Annotated in this window: 19 protein-coding genes; 6 read left to right on the forward strand and 13 right to left on the reverse strand. The window is 64.5% G+C overall.

The window, feature by feature from the left end; genetic code table 11:
- Positions 1–389 (reverse strand): EamA family transporter (locus PSEMO_RS00005; protein ID WP_178391947.1); only part of this gene is annotated, 389 nt, incomplete at its 3' end.
- Positions 390–523: 134 nt separating this feature from the next.
- Between PSEMO_RS00005 and PSEMO_RS00010 the strand changes: the two genes are divergently transcribed.
- Positions 524–1,399, forward strand: a complete 876-nt coding sequence (locus PSEMO_RS00010; RefSeq protein WP_075801158.1) for a helix-turn-helix transcriptional regulator — start codon at positions 524–526, stop codon at positions 1,397–1,399.
- Positions 1,400–1,579: 180 nt separating this feature from the next.
- Here the strand turns inward: PSEMO_RS00010 and PSEMO_RS00015 are convergent, their stop codons facing one another.
- From PSEMO_RS00015 to PSEMO_RS00035, 5 genes are all read right to left on the reverse strand, one after another.
- Positions 1,580–3,916, reverse strand: coding sequence for a TonB-dependent siderophore receptor (locus PSEMO_RS00015; RefSeq protein ID WP_144443514.1), 2,337 nt, complete (start codon positions 3,914–3,916; stop codon positions 1,580–1,582).
- 147 nt (positions 3,917–4,063) lie between these two features.
- On the reverse strand, positions 4,064–5,329 hold the full coding sequence (locus PSEMO_RS00020; protein ID WP_075801160.1) for a sigma-70 family RNA polymerase sigma factor: 1,266 nt from the start codon (positions 5,327–5,329) through the stop codon (positions 4,064–4,066).
- Positions 5,330–5,333: 4 nt separating this feature from the next.
- Complete coding sequence (locus PSEMO_RS00025; protein WP_075801161.1) at positions 5,334–5,660, reverse strand: DUF3325 domain-containing protein; 327 nt, start codon at positions 5,658–5,660, stop codon at positions 5,334–5,336.
- Positions 5,660–7,237 (reverse strand): PepSY-associated TM helix domain-containing protein, encoded by a 1,578-nt coding sequence (locus PSEMO_RS00030; protein ID WP_075801162.1) that lies wholly within the window; start codon positions 7,235–7,237, stop codon positions 5,660–5,662. The genes PSEMO_RS00025 and PSEMO_RS00030 overlap by 1 nt, the downstream gene beginning before the upstream one ends.
- Positions 7,234–7,539: a DUF3649 domain-containing protein gene (locus PSEMO_RS00035; protein WP_075801163.1), complete on the reverse strand. Its 306-nt coding sequence runs from the start codon at positions 7,537–7,539 to the stop codon at positions 7,234–7,236. The genes PSEMO_RS00030 and PSEMO_RS00035 overlap by 4 nt, the downstream gene beginning before the upstream one ends.
- 171 nt (positions 7,540–7,710) lie before the next feature.
- Between PSEMO_RS00035 and PSEMO_RS00040 the strand changes: the two genes are divergently transcribed.
- The 4 genes from PSEMO_RS00040 (at position 7,711) to PSEMO_RS00055 (ending at position 12,326) form a co-directional block, all read left to right on the forward strand.
- The gene (locus PSEMO_RS00040) at positions 7,711–8,214 is read left to right on the forward strand and encodes a sigma-70 family RNA polymerase sigma factor (RefSeq protein ID WP_256720904.1); all 504 of its coding nucleotides are present in this window, start codon (positions 7,711–7,713) and stop codon (positions 8,212–8,214) included.
- A complete protein-coding gene (locus PSEMO_RS00045; RefSeq protein WP_075801165.1) occupies positions 8,211–9,134 on the forward strand; it encodes a FecR domain-containing protein in 924 nt (307 codons plus the stop codon). The genes PSEMO_RS00040 and PSEMO_RS00045 overlap by 4 nt, the downstream gene beginning before the upstream one ends.
- A gap of 199 nt (positions 9,135–9,333) precedes the next feature.
- Complete coding sequence (gene fecA, locus PSEMO_RS00050) at positions 9,334–11,658, forward strand: TonB-dependent Fe(3+) dicitrate receptor FecA (RefSeq protein ID WP_075801166.1); 2,325 nt, start codon at positions 9,334–9,336, stop codon at positions 11,656–11,658.
- A gap of 281 nt (positions 11,659–11,939) precedes the next feature.
- On the forward strand, positions 11,940–12,326 hold the full coding sequence (locus tag PSEMO_RS00055; RefSeq protein WP_075801167.1) for an HPF/RaiA family ribosome-associated protein: 387 nt from the start codon (positions 11,940–11,942) through the stop codon (positions 12,324–12,326).
- A gap of 173 nt (positions 12,327–12,499) precedes the next feature.
- On the opposite strand, the gene PSEMO_RS00060 is transcribed toward PSEMO_RS00055, so the two are convergent.
- Positions 12,500–12,865 (reverse strand): lysozyme inhibitor LprI family protein, encoded by a 366-nt coding sequence (locus tag PSEMO_RS00060; protein ID WP_075801168.1) that lies wholly within the window; start codon positions 12,863–12,865, stop codon positions 12,500–12,502.
- Positions 12,866–12,888: 23 nt separating this feature from the next.
- A complete protein-coding gene (locus PSEMO_RS00065; protein ID WP_075801169.1) occupies positions 12,889–13,800 on the reverse strand; it encodes a LysR family transcriptional regulator in 912 nt (303 codons plus the stop codon).
- Positions 13,801–13,895: 95 nt separating this feature from the next.
- Here PSEMO_RS00065 and PSEMO_RS00070 point away from each other — a divergent pair, with 95 nt between their 5' ends.
- Positions 13,896–14,375, forward strand: a complete 480-nt coding sequence (locus PSEMO_RS00070; protein WP_075801290.1) for a DMT family transporter — start codon at positions 13,896–13,898, stop codon at positions 14,373–14,375.
- A gap of 4 nt (positions 14,376–14,379) precedes the next feature.
- Here the strand turns inward: PSEMO_RS00070 and PSEMO_RS00075 are convergent, their stop codons facing one another.
- The 5 genes from PSEMO_RS00075 to cyoC form a co-directional block, all read right to left on the reverse strand.
- Positions 14,380–14,745, reverse strand: coding sequence for a YkgJ family cysteine cluster protein (locus tag PSEMO_RS00075; RefSeq protein ID WP_075801170.1), 366 nt, complete (start codon positions 14,743–14,745; stop codon positions 14,380–14,382).
- Positions 14,746–14,919: 174 nt separating this feature from the next.
- Positions 14,920–16,152, reverse strand: coding sequence for an alanine transaminase (gene alaC / locus PSEMO_RS00080; protein WP_075801171.1), 1,233 nt, complete (start codon positions 16,150–16,152; stop codon positions 14,920–14,922).
- Positions 16,153–16,434: 282 nt separating this feature from the next.
- Positions 16,435–17,322, reverse strand: coding sequence for a heme o synthase (gene cyoE, locus PSEMO_RS00085; RefSeq protein ID WP_075801172.1), 888 nt, complete (start codon positions 17,320–17,322; stop codon positions 16,435–16,437).
- 11 nt (positions 17,323–17,333) lie between these two features.
- Positions 17,334–17,669 (reverse strand): cytochrome o ubiquinol oxidase subunit IV, encoded by a 336-nt coding sequence (gene cyoD, locus PSEMO_RS00090; RefSeq protein ID WP_075801173.1) that lies wholly within the window; start codon positions 17,667–17,669, stop codon positions 17,334–17,336.
- Positions 17,670–18,293, reverse strand: a complete 624-nt coding sequence (gene cyoC, locus PSEMO_RS00095) for a cytochrome o ubiquinol oxidase subunit III (protein ID WP_075801174.1) — start codon at positions 18,291–18,293, stop codon at positions 17,670–17,672. It lies immediately after the preceding gene.

Consider the following 18,293-nt stretch of genomic DNA (forward strand, 5'->3'; position numbering starts at 1 on the left):
AGCCCCGCAAGCCCCAACGCCCCGCCGAACAGCACATTGGCGGCAATCTTCTGCCCGAAGAACACCCGGGCATTCAGCGCGTTCCACAGGGTCGCAGTGGAGAACACCACGGCGATCAGCCCGGTGGTCACCCACTGGCTGGCGGTGAGGAAGCACATGAAGTTCAGGCAGAACAGGCACAGCCCCTGGGCCACGCAGACCAGGTGCCCGCGCCGGTTCATCGGCTGCAGCTTGCGGCTGAGCAACAGGAAGGCGAACAGCACCAGCGCCGCCAGGGCGAAGCGATAGACGATGGACACCGGAATGGCGACCACCCCGAGTTGCAGTTTCAGGGCGATCCAGGTGGTGCCCCAGATCAGGACGGTGAGCAGATACAGCGACAGGTTCATGGCGAAGGCTCCTACGATGGCCTTCAGTCTCCGGCTCATCCCGGTTCGGCCGCTTGCACAAACTTGCGCTTTTATCGGCTGCCGGGCTGTCAGACCCGTATCCACGGCGTAGGATGGCGTCGGAGGTAGCCATCATGACCGCGCTCGACCAATTGCAAGTGTTCAAGTCCATGAATGCTTCGCCCCACGCCCGCCTGGAAACCAGCGCGCTGCTGGGCGAGGGCATGGCGGCGGCATTGTGGAGCAACCGGCATGACGCGCGGGACTACGAGGCGCCGAACCATCACACCCTGTCCTGCTACATCGCCGACGGCACCGGCACCTTCCGCCGCGGCCAGCCCGAACGCAAGGGCGCGCCGGACAAGCTGTGCATCATGCCGGCCGGGTGCGTATCAAACTGGATCGTCAACGGCAACATTCGTCTGGCCCACCTGTATATCAGCGAGGAGCAGTTCGCCCTGGGCTGCGTCACCTTGCTGGATCGTGAGCCCCGGGAGTTGCAGTTGCGCGAGGCGGATTTCGTCGAGGATGCGCAGCAGGCGCAGCGCTTTCGCCAGTTGATTGCGCTGAACTGGGAGGAGCCGGGGGAACGCTTGCTGACCAGCAGCCTGGCGAACGAGATCCTCAGCCATGCAATTCTCAGTCAGGTCGGGTTGCGCGACGGGTTGCGCTTGAAGGGCGGCCTGGCACCGCATCAACGGCGGCAACTGGCGGACTACATCGAGGGGCATCTGGACGAGTCGATCGGGCTGGGTGAGCTGGCGGGGTTGTGCAGTTTGTCGGAGTACCACTTTGCGCGGATGTTCCGCGAGAGCTTCGGCTTGCCGCCGCATCAGTATCTGCTGGCCCGCAGGCTGGCCAAGGCCCGGGAGTTGCTGGCCGGCGGGGACCTGCCGCTGGGCGAGGTGGCGCTGATGTGCGGGTTTGCCAGTGCCAGTCATTTCAGCAACCGGTTCCGGCAGGCGGTGGGGGCGACTCCGGGGGCCTACAGACTGGCGCTGGGCCGCTGATTTTTTCTTTGGTTTTGAGGGCCCTATCGCTGGCAAGCCAGCTCCCACAGGGATCGCATGCACCGCTGAACCTGTGCTGTAAGGCACAGCACAAATCCCCAGAGCACCGCTGAACCTGTGGGAGCTGCGGTTCGGCGCCCCGACTTGCCAGCGATGAGGCCCTGAAGGTCACTGCAAGAATCAGAACTCCAGCGTGCTCGACAGACTGACCTGCCGCGCATCCCCGATCGCCACGAAGTACCTGTTCACCGCCGAGGTGTAGTAGGTCTTGTCGAACAGGTTCTTCACGTTCAACTGGAAGCGCACCTTGTGCTCGTCCAGCTTCGTCTCGTAACTGGCAAAGGCATCCGCCACGGTGTACGACGGCAGGTCGAAGTCATTCACCGCATTCCCCGCCCGCTCACCGACATACCGCGCCCCGGCGCCCATGCGCAGGCGATCACCACCCAGCACGCTGCCGAAGTCATACACCGCCGACAACGAACCACTGTGCTTCGCCACGTTCTGCAGGCGATTGCCCTTGTAGTCCGGGTCCTTGGTCACTTCCGCGTCGGTGTAGGCATAGCTGCCGATCAGGCTCCAGCGCTCGCTCAACTGGCCGCTGACATCCATTTCCAGACCACGGGATTTCACCTCGCCCGCCGCGCTGTACAGCGTGTCACCGGTGCTGCTGTCGAAGTTGGACACCAGCACGTTGCGCTTGGTGATATCGAACAGCGCGACCGTGGCGCTGAGCGAATTCGGCAGGTCGAGCTTGGCGCCGATTTCCCAGGACTTGCCCTCCTCCGGCGCGATCGCCGAGTCCAGGACCAGGCCACCGGTGAGCGGCGCGATGCTGGAGTTGGGCTTGAAGGATTCGCTGTAGCTGCCATACAGCGACAGGGTGTCGTCGACCTTGTAGACCACCCCGGCATGCGGCACCCAGGCCTGGTCCTTGTTGTCGGTGTTGGCCGTGAAGGGCCGCCCGCGCCCGGCGTACTGGTCGTAGGTCTGCCAGCGCGCGCCGGCCACCAGGATCCAGTGCTCGTCGAGGTGCAGCGAGTCCTGGAAGAACAGCGCATCGTTGCGCAGCTTGTCGGTCTGCGCGCTGTCGCTGGCGCGGACCGTGGTGCCCTCGACTTCGCGGCCATACACCGGATTGACGTAGCTGAAGGTACTGCGGCTGGTCTGGCGGATCAGGTCGGAGCGGTAGATCTTGCGGTACTCGCTGTCCAGACCGAACAGCAGGTCGTTCTGCAAGCCGGCGACCTGCACCTTGCCGTCGAAACTGAGGGTGGCGAACCGGTCGGTGCTCAATGCACCGTGGGTGCCATCGATACTCCGGGTCAACGTGCCGCGGGCAGCGTTCACCCCGGTCACCCGCACCTGACTGGCATCGTAGGTCTCGCGGTTGAAGCTGTAGCCGAAGTGAGCCTTCCAGTCATCGGAAAACTGGTGGTCGATCTCCAGGCGATACAGGTCCGAGCGCCCTTCCATATCGTTGAACGGCTCGTCGAGGCGACGCTCGGCGGGGATGTTCAGCGGGCGATTGGTGTTCGGGTCGATTGCAGTACCACGGTCGAACGGGTAGAGGAACTCACGGTGCTCATAGGCCAACTGCACCTGGGTGTTCTCGCCATACCAGGCCAGGGACGGCGCCACCAGCGATTCGCGGTGCACGCCGTAGTTGCGCCAGTAGCCCTCGTCCTCGTGGTCGAGCACCAGGCGATAGGCCAGGCCGCTGTCGCCCAGCGCGCCGGTGCTGTCGAGCCCGCCGCCGCTGCCGTTCTTGCCTTCGCCGTAGGTCGAACCGCGCAGGTTGAGGGCGTTGTAGCTCTGCAACTGCGGACGCTTGCTGACCACGTTGATCACCCCGCCCGGGTCCTGGATGCCGTACAGCAACGAGGCCGGGCCCTTGAGCACTTCGACCCGCTCGGTGGTGGCATTGAGGCTGCGGCCCTGCACGATGGGCATGCCGTCGCGCATGATCGAACCGTCGCGGTTGTCGCCGAAGCCACGCTTCATCACGGTGTCGGACGTGCCGCCGAAGTTGTTGCCCTGGGTGATGCCGCTGACGTTGTACAGGGCATCGTCGAGGTTGCGCGGGGTCTGGTCCTTGAGCACCTGCTCCGGCACCACGTTGATCGCCTGCGGAATCTCCATGCTCGACGCCGAGCCGCGCATGATCGAGGTGGTTGGCGGTTGGGCATAACTGCCGACACTGTCCGCCTGGGAGACGATGCTGGTGGCCTGCAGGTTGAGGGTGCCGTCCTGCGCCAGGGGTTCCAGGGTCAAGGTACGGGCGTTGACCCGGCGGTAGCCGAAGCCGGAACCCTGCAACAGCCGCAGCAGCGCCGCCTCGGCACCCAGGCGATCGTTCAGGGCCGGCGCCTTGAGGCTGGAGAGATCGACGGTGTAGACCACGCTCTGCCCGGTGATCCGGCTGAACTCGGCCAGGGCCTGGGGCAGCGGCTTGCCCGCCACGTCGAACTGATAGACCTGCTCGACCTGCTCCGCGGCAAACGCCGGCAGCACCATCAGCCCCGCCGCCAAACCCAGTGAAACGCTATGTGCCTTCATGCCGATGAACCTGTGAATGAACCGTCATGTATGCGAATAAATCGCACTTCCATTCACTACACGGATGTCGCTGCGAAGTACCTCATCAATTTTTTCAAAAAATGTTCAGCGCAACAGGGTGACCCGGCCCAACAGGGTGTGGCGCTCGAAGCCGGCCACTGCGCCGAGGGCATCGAGGGCCGCCAGCGGGTCGTTGCCGGGGAAGCTACCGCTGACCTTGCGCGCACCGAGTTCGCGGTCGAGCAGGATGATCCGCCCCGGGTAGTAGCGGGCCAGGTCGTCCACCACCTGGCTCAGCGGCACCTGGTAATAGTTCAGCCAGCCCTGGCGCCAGGCCAGGCGGCCTTCGCTGTCGACGCCGTGCACCGGCCCGGCATGGCCGTCGTGGTACTCGACCTGCTGGTTGGCGGTAAGCACCTGCTGCGCCTCGCCCTCGGCGGCGGTGACCCCGACCCGTCCGGACAGCACCGTGACCTGCGCCCCATGCGCCTGCTGGCGCACCTCGAACTGCGTGCCAAGAACTTCGGTACGCCCGCCTTCGGTCTCGACGATGAACGGCTGGCCGGTATGGGTGACATGGAAGAACACCGCACCACGGCGCACCTCGATACGGCGCTGGCCATGGCTGAAATCGACGCTGATGGCGGTATCGGCATCCAGCATCAGTTGCGAGTTGTCGGCCAGGGTCACGGCGCGCAGTTGTCCCACCGGGGCCACATAGTGCGCGCCAAGGTCCCGCAGCCAGTCCGCCGGGTGCCAGCCGGCAACCATGGCGAGAATCAGGGCCACGGAAGCGGCGCCAGCAAGGCCGCCGAGCTTGCGGGCTTTACGCGACGGCACGGGCTCGCTGGCGATACTCGCCTTGCAGGCTTCGAGGGCGCGCATCATGTGTTTTTCCACCGCGCTCTGGGAAAGTCCGACGCTGTTGGCGATCTCGCCGTAGGTGCGGCCATGCAGGCGGTTGAGCAGGAAGATCTGCCGGGTCCGCTCGGGCAGCGCATGCAGCGCCGCCTCGATCCGGCGCAGGTCGCTGGTAGCCTCGTGAGCCGCCTCGGGCTGGCTTTCCAGCGGCAACTCCAACGGCTCGGGGAGGTTGTCGTTGATCCGCTCGCGGACACCCTCGCTGCGCAGGTGGTCGATGGCGATATTGCCGGCGCAGCGCATCAGGTAGCTGTCCAGTGCCTCGATCTCGACCTGCGGGCGCCGCCAGAAACGCAGGAACAGCTCCTGCACCAGGTCCGCCGCCGTGGCCCGGCAGCCGACCCGCCGGTTCACCAGGCTTTCCATGCGCCCGCGCTGGGCCAGGAATACCTGGAGAAAACGCGCCCGGGCGGATGCGTCGTTCGGCGGCAGGTCGAGAGGTTCGCTCATCGCTTCAGATCAATCCCAGGGCGGAGAACGGTGCCACTACCAGGCTTGCCACGGCCAGGCCGAGCAGCCAGCGCGGGCGATAAGGCAGAGCAAAGACCCACAGGCACAGGCCGGCCATCAGCATGCCGAACAACTCCGCCAGGCCCACGGCCCAGCCGCTGTGGTTGACCGCTGCCGTGAGGGCCAGGGCCATCAACAACCAGCCGATCACGCGCAGGCCAAGCAACTGCTCAGGCCGGGGCTTGCGTCCAAGCAGCTCAGTGAAATGCTTGTCCATGGCCAGGCACAACGCCGCACAACCGGCAAAAGAAAACAGGGCGATCGCCAGCATCAGCTCGCCTCCGCTTCAAGGGTCGCAGTGGGTGCCGCCTTGGCCGGCTTTGGGGCGCGTTTGGGCGCCTGTACCGGTGGACGCAGCATCTTGCCCGCAGTCCAGGCGAACAGCAGGCCACAGCCCAGCACGGTCAGGTCGAAGCCGGCCATGGCCCAGTCGCCGGCCGGGATCGAGTGGTTCAGGCCCTGGCCGGTGGTCAGCCCGTTGAGCAGCGGCAAGGCCGCCCAGGCCAGCGCCGCCAGCGCCAGTTGCTCCCCCCAGGCGCGACGGCCCGGGCGCAGCACGGCATGCAGCAGGCTCGCCAGCCAGACCGCGAAGAACACATTCACTTCCCACTGCGCCCGCCCTTCCAGGCCGAGCGGCAACAGGCGATTGGCCCAGAAGAACCCGGCCACGCCGAGGATCAGGCCGCTCATGCTGGCGATGTTCAGTACTTCCACCAGGCGCAGTTCGAACGGCTGGGTGCCGCTCTTGGCGTGCTTGAGCTGGCGCTTGCCGAGCCACATCACCAGGCCGGTGCCGATCACCGCCGTGCCGGCGAGGCCGAAGAAGAAGTACAGCCAGCGCAGCAGCGGGCCGGCGAAGGTGGCCATATGCAAGCCGTAGAAACCGCCGTTGATGATGCTGGCGACACTTTCCGGGCGCGCGCTCCAGGCGAGGCTGCCGTCGGCACCGTTGAAGCGCCAGCCGGCGCCGCGCTGCATCGAGACGCGTTCATGCCCATCGGGAATGAACAGCACCTGGGCATTGCGATCGCCCGGGCGCTGCACGTCGAGCCAGATGATCTTGGTCTCCGGTGCCTGCGCCAGCACCCGCTGGTACAGCTCCGGCAGCGGTTGCAGAGGCAATTTCTCGCCCGAGGCCTTGACCGTGTCACGCCCGCCGAAGACTTCGGCGAAATAGCTGTCCTGGTTGTCGTAGCTGGCCAGGATCGGCGCCGGCATGACCATGTACATGAAGATCACCAGGCTGCTGTAGCTGATCATCAGGTGGAACGGCAGCACCAGCACGCCGATGGCGTTGTGGCCGTCGAGCCAGGAGCGCTGGCCCTTGCCGGGGCGGAAGGTGAAGAACTCCTTGAAGATCTTCTTGTGGGTGATGATCCCGGTGACCAGGCCCACCAGCATCATCAGCGCGGCGAAGGTCGCCAGCCAGCGGCCCCACGGATAGGGCATTTCCAGTTGGAAATGGAAGCGGTAGAAGAACTCGCCGCCACGGGTTTCACGGGCGAGCACTTCCTCGCCGGTCTGGGCATCCAGGGTCTTGCGGGTGAAGCCACGCGGGCCATCGCCGCCGCGCCAGCCGACCGTGACACCGGGGCTGCGCTCGTCCGGCACCTGGATGAACCAGCTCGGCGCCTCGGCGGCGTTGCGTTGCAGATACTCCTGGGCCTTGCCCAGGGCCAGCGGGATATCCAGCGCGCGTGCGGGCACTTCCGGCTGGCTCCAGCGGGTGATCTCGGGCTTGAAGTAGGACATGGTCCCGGTGAGAAAAATCGCGAACAGCAGCCAGCCGAAAATCAGCCCGGCCCAGGTGTGCAGCCAGGCCATCGCCTGGCGGAAGCCCTCTTTCATGGCATCGCCATCCAGTACGTCACTCCATTGATCACGCCCAGCACCAGGCTCGGCAACAGGATGCCCGCCCAGGCACGCCAGGCGCTGTGGGTGGCGAAGGCCCAGATGAACGCGCCGAGGTAGAACAGGAACGAACTCATCATGCCGAGCTGCACCGCTTCGGCTCTGGGCAGGGGCAGCCACTGCGCCAGGAGCATGCCTGCCATGGCCGCCAGCAGGTAGCCACCCAGCAGCGCGGCGAGGCAGCGGGAGGTCACGGCGAGGCGATAACTCAGGGGCAAGCCGGCGGCTTTGCTCTTCATCACGGGGTGTCCGGGGCGGAAAAGGCGCTCAATATAAATGATAAGGATTCTCACAATCAAAGCTGTCTGACGGGCCGCTGATCATTGTCCGATTGCCGGCACGCGGTTTCCGCACATACAATGCGAACAATTCTTATTCTGTTGCGCATCCTGGCGCCCGGAGTGTGCACGGTGCGCAGCGCCCCTCCCTTGCTTTCGACTTCGCTGGAAGGCCTCTACCACGAGCATCACGGCTGGCTCACCGGCTGGCTGCGGCGGCGTCTTGGCTGCCCGCACAACGCTGCGGACCTCGCCCAGGACACCTTCATGCGCCTGCTTCAGGCCCGGGACACCCCAGCGCTGAACGAGCCCCGGGCCTTCCTCACCACGGTGGCCAAGCGCGTGCTGTTCAACCACTACCGGCGCCAGGAACTGGAGCGCGCCTATCTGCAGGCCCTGGCACAGTTGCCCGAGGAAGTCGCGCCGTCGGAAGAAGAACGGGCGATCATCTTCGACACCCTGATGGAGCTGGATCGCCTGCTCGATGGCCTGCCCGCCCAGGTCAAGCGCGCCTTCCTGCTGGCCCAGGTCGATGGCCTGACCTACAACGAAATCGCTGCCGAGCTGGGCATTTCCCTGGCTACGGTGAAACGTCACCTGAACAAGGCGGCCATGCGCTGTTATTTCGCCCTGTGAACAACCCCGCCTTTTCCCCGCAGGTGGCCGAACAGGCCGTGCACTGGCTGATCGAGATCCAGGGCGGCACCCTCGACCACCGCCAGCAACTGGCCATGGAGCGCTGGTTGCAGGCCAGCGAAGAAAATCGCCAGGCCTGGGCGCATATCCAGCGGGTAAACCAGCGCTTGAGCGGGATCTCCTCGCCGCTGGCCCATGCCACCTTGCAGGCACCGGCTTCGGCGGGGCGGCGACGGGCGTTGAAGATGCTGCTGATCCTGGGCGCCGGCAGTGCAGTGGGCTTGGGTGTGAAGGTCAGCGACACGCCGTTGATGGCGGACTACCGCAGCCCGCTGGGCCAGCGCCGGAAGATGCAGCTGGACGATGGCAGCCAGTTGCAGCTAAACACGGCCAGCGCCGCCGATGTGCGTTTCGATGGCGCGCAGCGCCTGGTGCATCTGCTGAACGGCGAGATGATGCTGACGGTGGCGCAGGAGCAGCGGCCGTTGCGGGTGCTGACGCGCAATGGGCTGCTGGACCTGTCGGCCGGGCGTTTCAATGTGCGCCAGTGGGCCGGGCATACCGGCGTGGCGGTGTTCCAGGGACGGGCCGGGCTGGCCGGGGAAATGCTCGAGAGCGGGCATCAGGCGCGCTTCGACGAAGCCGGCTGGAGCGTGCGCACGGCGCTGGATGCCAACAGCGGGGCGTGGGTCGACGGGATGCTGGTGGCGGCGCATATGCCGCTGGGGGAGTTCCTCGAGGAGCTGGGGCGTTATCGGCGCGGGCAGCTCAATTGTGATCCGGCGGTGGCGCGGTTGCTGGTGTCGGGGAGTTATCCACTGGCGGACAGCGAGCGGATCCTGGATTTGCTGGAGGTGGCGTTGCCGGTGAGGGTCAAGCGCTTTACCCGGTATTGGGTGACGGTCGAGGCCAGGGCCTGACTTGAGGGCCTCATCGCTGGCAAGCCAGCTCCCACAGTGTCCGCGGCGCTGCTGAACCCTGTGGGAGCTGGCTTGCCAGCGATAGGGCCCGAGAGAACCCCACAAAAATTATTTTCAAACCCGGTGAGCCGTTTTCCCCACCTCGCGTGACAGAGAAGACAGAACCCTTCCGCCCTGCCCTTCTCAAGGATCCTGTGCAATGCCCTTCCGCCCCAGCCCCCTTGCCCTCGCCCTGCTCCTGACCTTCGCCGGCGTCACCCAGGCCCAGGCCGCCGACACCCCGGCGCGCAGCTACCACATCGCGCCCATGTCCCTGGAGAGCGCCCTGAACCAGTTCGGCCGGGAAAGCGGCGTGCTGATCTCCTTCGGTTCGGAAGTCACCCAGGGTGTGCAGAGCCGCGGCCTGAGCGGTGATTTCACCCCGGCCCAGGGCCTTGCCGCACTGCTCGAAGGCACCGGCCTGCAAGCCCGCGCCGAAGGCGACAACGCCTTCAGCCTGCAACCCATCAGCCCCGCCGCCAACGCCCCGCTGGAACTGGGCGTGTCCAACGTGGTGGGCGACTGGCTCGGCGATGCGCAGCAGGACAACGTCTTCGAACACCCCGGGGCCCGGGACGTGATCCGTCGTGAAGAATTCGAACGCACCGGCGCCAGCAGCGCCCGGGAAGTGCTCAACCGCATCCCCGGCGTCAACGCGCCGGAAAACAACGGCACCGGCAGCCACGACCTGGCGCTGAACTTCGGCATCCGCGGCCTCAACCCGCGCCTGGCCTCGCGCTCCACGGTGCTGATGGACGGCATCCCGGTGCCCTTCGCGCCTTACGGCCAGCCACAACTGTCCTTCGCGCCAATCAGCATGGGCAACATGGATGCGGTGGACGTGGTGCGCGGTGGCGGCGCGGTGCGCTACGGGCCGCAGAACGTCGGCGGTATCGTCAACTTCGTGACCCGCGCCATCCCCGACGAGCCGACCGTCAAGGCCGGCCTGCAGACCCAGACCAGCCCGTCGTCCAGCCACGACGGCTTCAAGAGCAACGCCAACCTGCTCGCCGGCGGCACTGCCGACAACGGCCTGGGCGGCGCCATCCTGTACTCCGGCACCCGTGGCGGCGACTGGCGCGAGCACAGCGATACGCGCATCGACGACCTGATCCTCAAGGGCAAATTCCAGCTCGACGAAGCCAACAGCCTGCACGCCATGGCCCAGTACTACGACGGCGAAGCGCAGATGCCCGGCGGCCTGAGCGTGGCCGACTACGATGCCGACCCGTACCAGTCGACCCGCCTGGTGGACGAGTTCTGGGGCCGCCGGACGATGTTCAACGCCGGCTACGACTACAAGGAAGGCGAGCGCCAGTTCAGCGTCAACAGCTTCTTCACCAAGACCCTGCGCAGCGGCTACCTGCGCCAGGGCAGCTCGATCTCGCTGTCGCCGCGCGAGTACTGGGTGCGCGGTATCGAGACCCGCTTCACCCAGGGCTTCGCCCTCGGTGACAGCCATCACGAAGTCGGCCTGGGCTACCGCTACGTCAACGAGGCCGGGCACGAGCTGCGCTTCATGGAAGCGGTCAGCGCCAACCGCCTGCCGACCACCGGCAGCCGCAACGACCGCGACACCCGTGGCGCCACCGAAGCCCACGCGCTGTACCTGGATGACCGCATCGACATCGGCCAGTGGACCATCACCCCGGGCATACGCTACGAGATGATCGACTCGCGGCAGAACAACAATCTCACCGGCAAGGACTACCAGGGCAGCTACAACACCGCCCTGCCAGCGCTCAACGTGATGTACCACCTGAGCGAGAGCTGGAACCTCTACGCCAACACCGAAGGCTCGTTCGGCAGCGTGCAGTACAGCCAGATGCCGAACCGCGTCGACCTGGGTGAAGTGAAGCCGGAAAAGGCGCGCACCTGGGAAATCGGCACCCGCTACGATAACGGCAACTTGCAGGCAGAAGCCGGCCTGTTCCTCATCAACTTCGACAACCAGTACGAAAGCAACCAGACCAACGACAGCGTCATCGCCCGCGGTGAAACCCGCCATCAGGGCTTCGAGACCAGCGTGAAATATGCCCTCGATGACGTCGCCCCGGCGCTGGCCGGTTTCGATGTGTATGCCAGCTACGCCTTCGTCGACGCGACCATCCGCGAGGACGGGGCGAACAAGGGCAACCGCGTGCCGTTCTCGTCGCGGCACAAGGGCACCCTGGGCGTGGGTTACACCGAGGGGCCGTGGAAGCTGAACCTGGACAGCACCTACCAGAGCGACCAGTTCGCCGACAACGCCAACACCTCGCAGGAAACGGCCGATGGCGCCAACGGGCGGATCCCGGGGTACATGCTGTTCAGCACCCGCGCAGCGTATGACTTCGGGCCGCAATTGTCGGACCTGAACGTGGCGGTGGGGGTGAAGAACCTGTTCAATCGCGAGTACTTCACCCGGTCGTTCGATGACAACAACAAGGGCAAGTATGTGGGGGAACCGCGGACGGTGTACCTGCAGACTTCCGTGGCGTTCTGAAGATCATCGCTGGCAAGCCAGCTCCCACAGGTACAGCGCACAAGGCTGAAGTTTTGTGGGGACCTTGTGGGAGCTGGCTTGCCAGCGATGAGGCCGGTCCAGGCAACTTATCTCCCTGATCCTAACCCTATTTTCCAACCCACTTGAAACAAAATATTTTTATTTTTTAGGGGGTTGAAATCTGTTCCGATCTGCCCGAAGTTGTAAGCAAGAGACAACGAATTCCCAGGCAACCCAGCCTCGGGTGTCTCTTGTGAGCTAGCTGAATAAGGATTGGAATCATGCAAATCCAGGTCAATAGCGACAACCATATTCAAGGCAACATCCGTCTGGAGCAGTGGGTACGCAGCACGGTTGAAAGCACGCTCGAACGCTTCGACGACGGCGTCACCCGGGTCGAAGTCCACTTGAGGGACGAGAACGGCGACAAGGCCGGTCCCCACGACAAACGCTGCCAGATGGAGGCACGCCCAAAAGGCCATCACCCAATTTCCGTTACCCACAAGGCCGCCAGCCTGGAGCAGGCCGTCGAGGGTGCCGCACTGAAACTGAACAACGCCCTGGAGCACTTCTACGGCAAACTGCGCAGCAAACGCGCCGTCACCCAGCAAGAGATCAGCGCCAATGACGCGCTGCTGCAAGAGGAATTCCTCGAGCGTCTGGGCTGAACGTAAAACAGCAACGCGAGACGGTAAATGAGAAAGCCCCTGGCCTTGTGGTCAGGGGCTTTTTCTTTGCTCTTTCGGCCCTCATCGCTGGCAAGCCAGCTCCCACAGGTATCGCGTGCACCGCTGAACCTGTGGGAGCTGGCTTGCCAGCGATGAGGGCCTGAAGAACACCCTCAATACTTCGGCAAGTTCTCCAGCTCCCCGGCCCGCTGTTTGGTCATATCCACCTCACAGCCAATCCCGTTGAGCTGGTCGATAGTCCCGCCCGTCATCGTGTAGTACATCCCGCAATTGGCATCCCGGTACGCCACCCACTTGCGCTGGGCATCGCGCAGCTTGCCCTTCTGCTCTTCCCCGAGGCTGGCCATGGCCACCTTGTAGTGCTTGTTCAACAGGTCATCCTGACGCTTGAGCTCGGCGCCGGAACATTCGCGCATGGACACTGTGGTCATGGCGCCCTTCATGCACTGGCTGTAGCTGTCGGCCTGGGCCAGCGGGCTGGCCGCGAGCAAAGCCAGGGCGAGGATTCGAAGGTTCATCGGCAAACTCCATGTGGTGTGATTCAGGATTCAACGGGGTCCAGCAGGCAGGCGCGCATCACTTGTCCGCGCAGCCAGCGGTGAGCGGCATCACCTTCGCGGCGCTCATGCCAGGCCTGCTGGAAGCCAAAAGCGCGGATCGGCAGCGGCGGTGCGAAACAGCGTAGCCCACGAGGCGGTCGCAACAGATTGCGCCGGGCCACGGTCAGGATCAGGTCGGTCCCTGCCAGCACCTCGGTCGCCGCGATCCAGTGCGGCATCGACAGTGCAACCCGCCGCTGCTCGCCCAGCGCCGCCAGGGCCAGGTCGATCTCGTTGTCGGTCCCGGGGCGCATCGCCACCAGCACATGGGGACGGGCCAGCCACTCCGGCAAGCTCAAACCGCCCCGGGCCGGCAGGGTGCCACGGTCGGCGAGGCAGGCGAAGCTCTCCTCGAACAGATTCTCCGCGCGCAAGGGCGCGACCAGGGTGGGAAAGACGCCGAGCGCCAGGTCGATCTCGCCATCGAACAGCTGGCTGAGCATGGCTTCGCGACTGCCCTGGGTCACCACCAGATCCACCTCCGGCGCCTCGATGCGCAGGGCACGAACCAGTCGTGGCAGGACGACCCGCGCGCCATAGTCCGACATCGCCAGGCGAAAGCTGCGCCGCGCTTTTAGCGGATCGAAACCCGGGCTGCTGAGCAGGGCATCAAGTTGCTGCAACGCTTCCCGCAGTGGCTGGGCCAGCTCCAGGGCACGGGCGGTGGGCTGCAAACGCCCTCCCCGCCTCACCAGCAACGGATCGGCAAAGATCTCGCGCAACTGCGCCAGGGCATGGCTCACCGCCGGCTGGCTGCGATGCAGGCGCAGGGCGGCGCGGGACACATGCTGCTCGGCCAGCAGGGCATGCAGGGTGAGCAACAGATTGAGGTCGATACGCCGTAGATCATCCATCTGACGAATAGTCCCTGTGCAGATTTCGAATTTCCATCCAGCCTGTGGATAACCAAGACTGCCTTATGCCCATCGTGCGTATCAAGGAGTCCGCCATGAATCTCAACCTCGCCCCTGCCGTCGTGCTGCTGCCGCTGGTCGCCCTGGTCGCAGGCGCTGCCGTGCCGTTCCAGGCCGGGAGCAACGCTGCACTCGGTCGATTGCTCGGCCATCCGTTGTGGGCCGCGCTGATTTCACTGTCGGTCAGCGTACTGATGGTGCTGCCGGCGCTATGGCTGATGCGCGCACCGCTGCCGCAGCTCGGCGCACTGGCCCAGGCGCCGTGGTGGGCATGGTTCGGGGGTGTGGCGGGGGTGGTCTACATCACTGCGGCGCTGATCCTCACGCCGAAGCTGGGGGCGGCGGGCTTTATCGTCTGCGTGATCGCCGGCCAGGTGCTGTCGTCGCTGGCCATCGACCAGTGGGGCTTGATGGGCCTGCCAGAACGCCCGGTGAACCTGGCCCGACTGCTGGGGGTCGGGCTGATCGTGGTGGGCATGCTGGTGGTGCAGTGGGGCACCCGCTCCAGCCAGTAGCGACTCAGGCCGCCGTCGAACCCATATCGAAATCGAACGGTTGCAACGGCGGCAGCCCATGGGCCGCCCGGGCATCGTCACAGCGCGGGTTGTGCTCGCCGTGTTCCCAGGAAGCATCGAACTCCCGGCAGGGGCTGGAGCGCTGTTCGTACATGGTGCAGGCCACCGCCTTGCCCACCTCGCCGGACAGGGAAATGCACCGCGCCGGCTTGGCGTCGGTACCGATCATCGCGACCCGGCTCGGGGTGATCTGCACCACCAGGTCGTCCGGCACGCAGCCGCCGGCCGAGGTGCACTCGCCCCAGAAGAAGGACACACGGAAATGCGCGCAGCAGGCGCCACAACTCAAGCAAGGATGGGTATCGGACATGATGTCGGGAGACGGGGGGAAGAATTGTTATGGGGAGAATCCCGTCGCCAATTCTATGCGTTGCAACGCCGTTGAGAAGGGGGTGACGAAAAGAAATTCCGGCGCCCGACCGACGGAATGCAAAAGGCCCGAAGCGCCCGTATGACGGGGGCTTCGGGCCTTTTCAGGAGGGCCTCAGACCTTGGCCGGCCTGGCCGTCTTCGGCGGCTCGATGCCGTCGGCCCGGAACATCTGGCGGATGCCACGCACGGCCTGGCGGATGCGATCCTGGTTCTCGATCAGGGCGAAACGCACATGATCGTCGCCGTAGTCACCGAAACCGATACCCGGCGACACGCAGACCTTGGCCTCGGCCAGCAGCTTCTTGGAGAACTCCAGGGAGCCGAGGTGCTGGTACTGCTCGGGGATCTTGGCCCAGACGTACATGGACGCCTTGGGGTTCTCGACCATCCAGCCGATCTCGTGCAGGCCCTTGACCAGTACGTTGCGGCGCTGGCGGTACTGCTCGGCGATGTCGCGCACGCACTGCTGGTCGCCTTCGAGCGCCGCGATGGCCGCGACCTGCAGCGGGGTGAAAGTGCCGTAGTCGTGGTAGCTCTTGATCCGCGCCAGGGCGCTGACCAGCTCCGGGTTGCCGACCATGAAGCCGATCCGCCAGCCGGCCATGTTGTAGCTCTTGGACAGGGTGAAGAACTCCACCGCGATGTCCTTGGCGCCTGGCACCTGCATGATCGACGGGGCTTTCCAGCCGTCGTAGACGATGTCGGCGTAGGCCAGGTCGTGAATCACCAGCACGCCATACTGCTTGGCCAGTTCCACCACCCGCTCGAAGAAGTCCAGCTCCACGCACTGCGACGTAGGGTTCGAGGGGAAGCCGAGGATCATCATCTTCGGTTTCGGAATGGATTCGCGGATAGCCCGCTCCAGCTCGGCGAAGAAGTCCACGCCCGGGACCAGCGGCACCGAACGCACCTGGGCGCCGGCGATCACGGCACCGTAGATATGGATCGGGTAGCTGGGGTTGGGCACCAGCACCGTGTCGCCGTGGTCCAGTGTGGCCAGCATCAGGTGTGCCAGGCCTTCCTTGGAGCCGATGGTGACGATGGCTTCGCTCTCGGGGTCGATCTCGACCTTGTAGCGTTCCTCGTACCAGCGCGAAATCGCGCGGCGCAGGCGGGGGATGCCTCGGGAAGTGGAATAGCCGTGGGTGTCTTCACGCTGGGCGACCTGCACCAGCTTCTCGACGATGTGCGGCGGCGTGGCCCCGTCGGGGTTGCCCATGCTCAGGTCGATGATGTCCTCGCCACGACGGCGCGCGGCCATCTTGAGTTCGGCGGTGATGTTGAAGACGTAGGGGGGGAGACGATCGATGCGCGCAAAGCGGCGCGGCGAACCTTGTTCGGCCATGATTTCCTCGAAGACGTAAGCGCCCGGAACCGTCCGAGCGACGCTGGCCACTCCTGTGGCCGAGGCAGAAAGATAGGGCCCGGGGTGGATCCTTGTAAAGAGTTATTTCATAGACCCTGTAGTGACCCCACTGGCCTCATCGCCGGCAACGCCGGCTCCCACAGGTTCAGCGGTGCACACAATACCTGTGGGAGCCGGCGTTGCCGGCGATAGGGCCCTCAAGACAAACAAAAACGCCCCGGAACCTCTCGGCCCCGGGGCGTTTTCGTTAACCGTCGGTACTTACTGCACGTAGGTCATCAGCACTTCGGCAGGCGAACGGGTATCCACCGACATCATCACGCTCAGGGCAGTGATGGTGAGGATGGAGAAGGCGAACACCTTGCGCGCCCAGAGGCGATCATCAGCCACCTTGTTGCCGTTCCAGGCCATGTACAGCCAGTACAGGCCCATGACCGCCGCGACGGCCAGGTAGCTCAGGCCGGCGTAGCCGCCAGCGGTGAGCATCAGGGTCGCGACCAGGAAGGCAACGATGTACCAGATGATCTGCTTCTTCGCCGCGGCCACGCCACGGGCAACCGGCAGGACCGGAATCGACGCGGCGCGATAGTCGTTGAAGCGGAAGATCGCGATCGCATACGAGTGCGGCATCTGCCACAGGCTGAACATCACCAGCAGGGTCAGCGCAGCCAGGTCGAAGGTGCCGCTCACGGCGCAATAGCCGATCACCGGAGGCATGGCACCGGACAGGCTGCCTACCAGGGTGCCGTGCACCGATTTGCGCTTCAGGTACAGGCTGTAGAAGCCGACGTAGATGATGAAGCCGATCAGGCCGAACAAGGCCGCCAGGGCGTTGGCCTTGAAGAACAGCAGGCCCAGGCCGGCCACCCCGAGCAGGTTGGCGTAGGCCAGGGCAACTGGCGACGAGATCGCGCCTTGCACCATCGCGCGGTTCTTGGTGCGCTCCATCTTGATGTCGATGTCGCGGTCGATCCAGTTGTTGAAGACACAACCGGATGCCACCACCAGCGAAGTACCGATCACCGTGGCGAGGAACAGCAAGAAATCGACATGCCCTGCCGCGGCGAGGAAGAAACCGCCCGCCACGGACAACACGTTACCGAAGATGATTCCCGGTTTGGTGATCTGGATAAAGTGTTTCAGGGACATGCCGTGTTACCTCACTTCGCCATCATGCTGGTGTGGATGCTGAACATGATCCACAGCGACAGACCGACCAGCAGTGCAATTACCAATGCAGTGAACAGGAACGACGTCACGCTGGAGCGTGCCGCTTTCGAGCTGTCCAGGTGCAGGAAGTAGTACAGGTGCACCACGATCTGGATCACTGCGAAGGCAACGATGATCAGCAGGGTCATGTCTTTCGGCAGGGTCGGGTTCATGACCAGGGCGAAAGGAATGACGGTCAGGATCACCGACAGGATGAAGCCGATGGCATACGACTTGACGCTGCCGTGGTTGGCTTCGTCGTGGCCGTGGTTGTTTGCGTTAGCCATTTACAGAACCCCCATCAGGTACACGACGGTGAACACGCAGATCCAGACCACGTCCAGGAAGTGCCAGAACAGGCTCAGGCAGCTCATGCGGGTCTTGTGGGTGGTGGTGATACCGTCCTTGTTGATCTGGTACATCATGATCGCCATCCAGATCAGACCTGCGGTCACGTGCAGACCGTGGGTACCAACCAGGGCGAAGAAGCCAGACAGGAAGCCGCTGCGAGTAGGACCGAAGCCTTCGCTGATCAGCAGGTGGAACTCGTTGACTTCCATGCCGATGAAGCCGGCACCCAGCAGCCAGGTGACGGCCAGCCAGCCCAGCACGCCGCCCTTGTTGCCCTTGTACATCTGCAGCATGGCGAAGCCGAAGGTGATACTGGAGAACAGCAGCAGCGCGGTTTCGACCAGTACGTAGTTCAGTTCGAAGATGTCATGACCCGACGGGCCGCCGGCAAAGTTGCCGGACAGCACCGCGTAGGTCGCGAAGATCGACGCAAACAGGATGCAGTCGGTCATCAGGTACAGCCAGAAACCGAAGACGGTCATCTCGCTGGAGTCGTGGTGGTGATCGTCATGCCCATGGTCGTGACCATGAGCATCTGCGTTGATTACATGACTGGACAT

This window comes from Pseudomonas putida (assembly GCF_001941965.1).
In the GTDB taxonomy this organism is placed as follows: Bacteria; Pseudomonadota; Gammaproteobacteria; order Pseudomonadales; family Pseudomonadaceae; genus Aquipseudomonas; species Aquipseudomonas putida_L.